Here is a 549-nt window from a genome sequence, read left to right as displayed (position 1 = left end):
CGTGACTAGCCACCTTGCCCCGGTTTCCGATACGAGTTCGTTCGCAAGGTCGACGACGTAGTCCTTCGTCGATTGCGTCGGATACGGCAATATGCAAGGAACTGCGCCAAGACAAATAAGCCCGAGAAACGCAAGCACAGTTTCGCCGTTGTGGCCAGGAAGAACAAATACCCGATCGCCCGCTTCTATCCCAAGATTGCGCGCTCCCTGACAGTAGCCTGAAATTCCTTCTAGCAATTCGCCTGCGGTCAAATTGATCTGTCTGTCTGAAAGAACGAGTACGAGGATAACCTCGTCGCTTGGCTTTGAACTCGCAGAGGAGATAATGATTTCTAAGAAGTTGGTATCGACCATCGATTCAGCTAAGTTTTCAAAAAGGCCATGTGAACGGTTCGCTCGTTCCGCATTGGAGAGACGCTAGTTTCTACAGTTTAGTCACTGCCCGACACGATGACCGGCTAGGTTGCGGTGGACGCGCATCCGAGCAAGCTTCGTGTGCCACCGATTTGTTGCAACTAACGTAGCCGCATATCCGGAGCTAAGACAATG

Annotated in this window: 1 protein-coding gene; it reads right to left on the bottom strand. The window is 51.5% G+C overall.

Annotated features, from left to right (window positions below; genetic code table 11):
* On the bottom strand, positions 1 to 354 hold a 354-nt coding region (locus ABUE31_RS22770), incomplete at its 3' end, for a hypothetical protein (protein ID WP_367726051.1).
* Between the last annotated feature and the right edge of the window lie 195 nt (positions 355 to 549).

Source organism: Mesorhizobium marinum, assembly GCF_040813675.1.
GTDB lineage: Bacteria > Pseudomonadota > Alphaproteobacteria > Rhizobiales > Rhizobiaceae > Mesorhizobium_K > Mesorhizobium_K marinum.
This window is presented reverse-complemented; position numbering and strand designations above follow the sequence as displayed.